We start from the raw sequence: 4,021 nt of genomic DNA on the forward strand, positions 1-4,021 counted from the left end.
ACTCCCCGCCCGGCCCGGCCTCGTCGGTTCCCGCAGCGGCGCCCGTGAACGGCGGCTCGGCCGGGAGGCCGGCGGCGCGGAGGGCCGCTTCGGCCGCGCCCTCGCCCTGGTACTTCGGTTCGGGTCAGGACACAGGTCAACGGCGCTCGCTTGCCGCGAGCGCCGCATCGTGCAGGCGCCGCATTGAGCGGATCGCCGAGCGGATCTCTTGGAGGTACCCGCTGGAGGCGTACTCCGTGCGGAAGCGGACCTCCGGGAGCCCGGCGAGGTCGAGCCCGACGGTGTCGACGGCGCAGCCGTAGGGCAGTCCCAGGTGGGTCACGGCGTCGCAGTGCTGGAACGGCACGAACGGCGCGGAGGTCACGACCAGGACGCTGTCGCCGGGGGCGAGGTCGGCGACGCGGTCGGCCCAGAAGCGGCAGGTGTCGGCCGTGTTCGCGCGGCGGCGGTCGGGCTCCGATGAGGGCGCGGCGACGGCCCGGACGGTGATCGGTCCGGCGTCGTAGGCGGCGGTCTTCCAGGCGCGGCCCGGATCGTTCTCGGGGTCGCCGTGCTCCTCCGTCTCGGTCGCACCGGTGATGCCGAAGGCGCGCCGGAGCCCCTCCTCCATCGCGTCGATCTCGAACCGGCCGGTGAGGCCGCTGGTCTCGACGAAGGCGGCCTCGGCCTCGCCGAAGGGCCGGAAGCCGCCGACGCCGGTGACGCTCGCGGCCTGGACGCCGCCGGCGAGCAGTTCGGCGGCGAACCTGGAGCGGAACAGACAGGAGGCGGCGAGACCGCCCAAGACGAGGACGTGGGTGTACCGCTCGTGTCGCGGGCCGGCGATCCCGCCGAGGCCCAAGGCGGTCGCGGCCTCGACGACGAGGCGCTCCTTGGCCGGGTCGAGGCGCTCGGACTCGATCTCGAAGCGCTCGCGTCCGGCCCGGAAGTCCCAGTGCTCGGCGGAGAAGGCCTCGAGATAGGCCAGATTCGCGGCGGTGCCGCCGGGGAGGGCGCCGCCGAACTCGTCGATGAGCTCGCGCATGGGCGCGGAGGCGATCCATGCGTCCACGTCGGCGACGATCGAGGCCGGGCTGGTGCCGGCGCCGTCGTATCGGGGCAGCGGCACGGGGGCGTAGTTCGGCATGGCGGTCCGATCAGGTCCGGTGGCGGGCCGCGTCCGACCCTGGATGGCGATGCGGGCCATCGTAACTCGCCGCCGCCAGCAGCACGCCGAAATATATCGGCCACGAGCTATTCGGTTGCCGGCTCAATCCGCCGGCATCGCGGCCCGGACCTCGGCGAGCAGGACCCGCATCGACTCCTCGGCCTCGGCCGCCCGCCCTTCGCCCACCGCGTCCGCGACGGCCTCGTGCAGGTCCAGCGCCTCGGGCACCGGCTGGTGCGGCATCAGTCCCAGCCGGGTCCGCCCGCGCAGCACCGCGCCGACCACGTCCGCCAGTGCCGCGAACATCTCGTTGCCGCTGGCCTGCAACAGGAGCGTGTGGTACTCGATGTCGCGTTCCATGAAGACGGCGAGCTCGCCGTCCTCACCGAGTCCGCGCAGTTCGGAGGCCAGTTCGAGCAGTCGCGAGCGCTGCGCCCCAGCGGCGTTGCGCGCCGCCGCGCCCGCCGCGAGCGGCTCCACGGCGATGCGCAGCTCCGTCAGCGACCGAAGCTGGGCGTCGCGCCCGCTCCCCGAGAGGCGCCACCAGATCACCTTGGGGTCGAAGACGTTCCAAGAGTCGTTGGGCTGCACCGTGATGCCCACGCGTCGACGCGAGCGGACGAGGCCCATGGATTCGAGCACGCGCATGGTCTCGCGGGCGACGGTGCGCGAGACGCCGAAACGTTCCCCGATGCCATCGAGTGTCAAGACGTGGCCCGCGGGCAACTCTCCGCTGGTGATCTCGAGGCCTATCGCGTCCAGCACCGGGTCGTGCAGCCCGCTGCCGGTGGCCTTGTCTTTGTCGCCCATGCCGGAAGTTTATCCGGGACCGGTTGCGCGGCCGATCAAATGGTGCTATCTTTTCGCAGCAAAGGTATTACCTTTCGATGAGGAGGGGTTCATGACGACGACCTGCCTGGTGGTGATGGGCGTTTCAGGCGCCGGCAAGAGCACTATCGCCGAGCGACTCGCCGACCGGCTCGGCTGGCCCATGGCCGAGGGAGACGAGTTCCACCCCGAGGCCAACATCGCCAAAATGGAGACCGGAACCCCGCTCGACGACGCCGACAGGGAGCCGTGGCTGCGGTCCCTGCGCGACTGGATCAGCGAGCGCGACGCCGCCGGCGAGAACACCGTTGTCACCTGCTCCGCCCTCAAACGCTCCTATCGCGACATCCTCCGCGAGGCCACCGCCGACGTCCACTTCGTCCACCTCGTGGGCAGCATCCAGGTCATCACCGAGCGGATCTCGGCCCGCGCGGGCCACTTCATGCCCCCCAGCCTCCTCGAATCGCAGTTCCACGACCTCGAACCGCTCGGGCACGACGAGGACGGCATCGCCGTCGACGTCACCTACACGCCCGAGCAGATCACCGACGAGGTCCTCGAGGACCTCGGCATCAAAGGCGACGCGTCCGCCTAGCGCCCCCCAGACGCGAGACCGCCGCCGATAAAGCAAAGGAGCTTTACATGGAAACCGAGTGGACACAGACACTGGGGACAGGGCCCCTGCTGACGATCGCGGCGGCCGCGATCGCGGTCCTGCTGTTCCTCATCATGAAGCTGCGCGTCCACGCCTTCCTGGCGCTGGTCTCCGTCAGCATCGCCACGGCCTTCGCGACCGGCATCCCCGCGCAGGAGATCATCCCGACCCTCACCTCGGCCTTCGGCTCGACGCTCGCGAGCGTCGCCCTCCTCGTCGGACTCGGCGCCATGCTCGGCAGACTCGTCGAGGTCAGCGGCGGCGCCCAGGCACTCACCGACGCGCTCATCACGCGCTTCGGCGAGAAGCGCGCCCCGCTCGCCCTCGGCGTCACCTCCCTGATCTTCGGCTTCCCGATCTTCTTCGACGCCGGGCTCGTCGTCATGCTGCCGATCATCTTCGCCGTCGCGCGGCGGCTCGGCGGCGGCGTCCTCATCTACGCCCTGCCCGCCGCCGGCGCGTTCTCGGCCATGCACATCTACGTGCCGCCCCACCCCGGACCGGTCGCCGCCAGCGGCCTGCTCGGCGCCGAAGTCGGCCTGGTCGTGCTGCTCGGCCTCCTCGTCGCCGTCCCCACCTGGTACCTCTCCAGCTACCTCTACGGGCTGTGGGCCGGCCGCCGCTTCGTCCTGCCGGTGCCCGACATCCTCAGCGGACGCAAGCCGGAGGACGAGGACGAGCGCGACGAGAACCCGCCGGGCGCGGGCACCGTCATCGGCCTCATGCTGCTGCCGCTCATCATGATCTTCGTCGACACCGGACTCAACACCGCAGGAGAGGCCGGCTGGGTCGACTCGGACGCCACCTGGTTCAACGTCGCCCGCGCCCTCGGCTCCACCCCGGTGGCGCTGCTGGTCACCGTGTTCGTCGCCAGCTACGTGCTGGGGATTCGCCGCGGGCGCGGCAAGAACGTGGTCGAGGAGCTGCTCGACACCGCCCTCGGACCGGTGTGCGCGATCATCCTCATCACCGGCGCGGGCGGCATGTTCGGCGGCGTCCTGCGAGCCAGCGGCATCGGCGACGCGCTCTCCGGCGCCATGTCCGACCTCGGCCTGCCGGTCATCGTGGCGGCCTTCATCATCGCCACCGCGATCCGCATCGCCCAGGGTTCGGCGACGGTCGCGCTCATCACCGCGGCCGGACTCGTGCAGCCGGTCGTCCTCGGCGGCGCCTACAACAGCGTCCAGGTGGCGGCGATCGTGCTCGCGCTGGCGGCCGGCTCGGTCATGGCCAGCCACGTCAACGACTCCGGCTTCTGGCTCGTGGGCCGGTTCCTGGAGATGGACGTCAAGACGACGCTGAAGACCTGGACGGTCATGGAGACGATGATCGGCCTGCTGGGCTTCGGTCTGGCCTCGCTGGCCTTCGCCTTGGCCAGTATCGCCTGAGCT

General features: G+C 71.0%; 4 protein-coding genes. 2 read left to right on the plus strand and 2 right to left on the minus strand.

Annotated features, from left to right (window positions below; translation table 11 throughout):
• Window positions 1–136: 136 nt before the first annotated feature.
• Window positions 137–1,186: a hypothetical protein gene (locus ACYVK3_RS17895; RefSeq protein WP_460498686.1), complete on the minus strand. Its 1,050-nt coding sequence runs from the start codon at window positions 1,184–1,186 to the stop codon at window positions 137–139.
• Between the two features lie 63 nt (window positions 1,187–1,249).
• Window positions 1,250–1,957 carry a FadR/GntR family transcriptional regulator gene (locus tag ACYVK3_RS17900; RefSeq protein ID WP_460498687.1) on the minus strand — a complete coding sequence of 236 codons (708 nt, stop codon included), beginning with the start codon at window positions 1,955–1,957 and terminating at the stop codon, window positions 1,250–1,252.
• 91 nt (window positions 1,958–2,048) lie between these two features.
• Between ACYVK3_RS17900 and ACYVK3_RS17905 the strand changes: the two genes are divergently transcribed.
• Complete coding sequence (locus ACYVK3_RS17905) at window positions 2,049–2,570, plus strand: gluconokinase (RefSeq protein ID WP_460498688.1); 522 nt, start codon at window positions 2,049–2,051, stop codon at window positions 2,568–2,570.
• Between the two features lie 47 nt (window positions 2,571–2,617).
• Window positions 2,618–4,018: a GntP family permease gene (locus tag ACYVK3_RS17910; RefSeq protein ID WP_460498689.1), complete on the plus strand. Its 1,401-nt coding sequence runs from the start codon at window positions 2,618–2,620 to the stop codon at window positions 4,016–4,018.
• Window positions 4,019–4,021: the final 3 nt, after the last annotated feature.

Source organism: Glycomyces tarimensis (assembly GCF_054776215.1).

Coding starts and splice junctions, on each gene's coding strand:
- ACYVK3_RS17900 (WP_460498687.1), bottom strand. CDS start 1,957: ATGGGCGACAAAGACAAGGCCACCGGCAGCGGGCTGCACGACCCGGTG.
- ACYVK3_RS17905 (WP_460498688.1), top strand. CDS start 2,049: ATGACGACGACCTGCCTGGTGGTGATGGGCGTTTCAGGCGCCGGCAAG.
- ACYVK3_RS17895 (WP_460498686.1), bottom strand. CDS start 1,186: ATGGCCCGCATCGCCATCCAGGGTCGGACGCGGCCCGCCACCGGACCT.
- ACYVK3_RS17910 (WP_460498689.1), top strand. CDS start 2,618: ATGGAAACCGAGTGGACACAGACACTGGGGACAGGGCCCCTGCTGACG.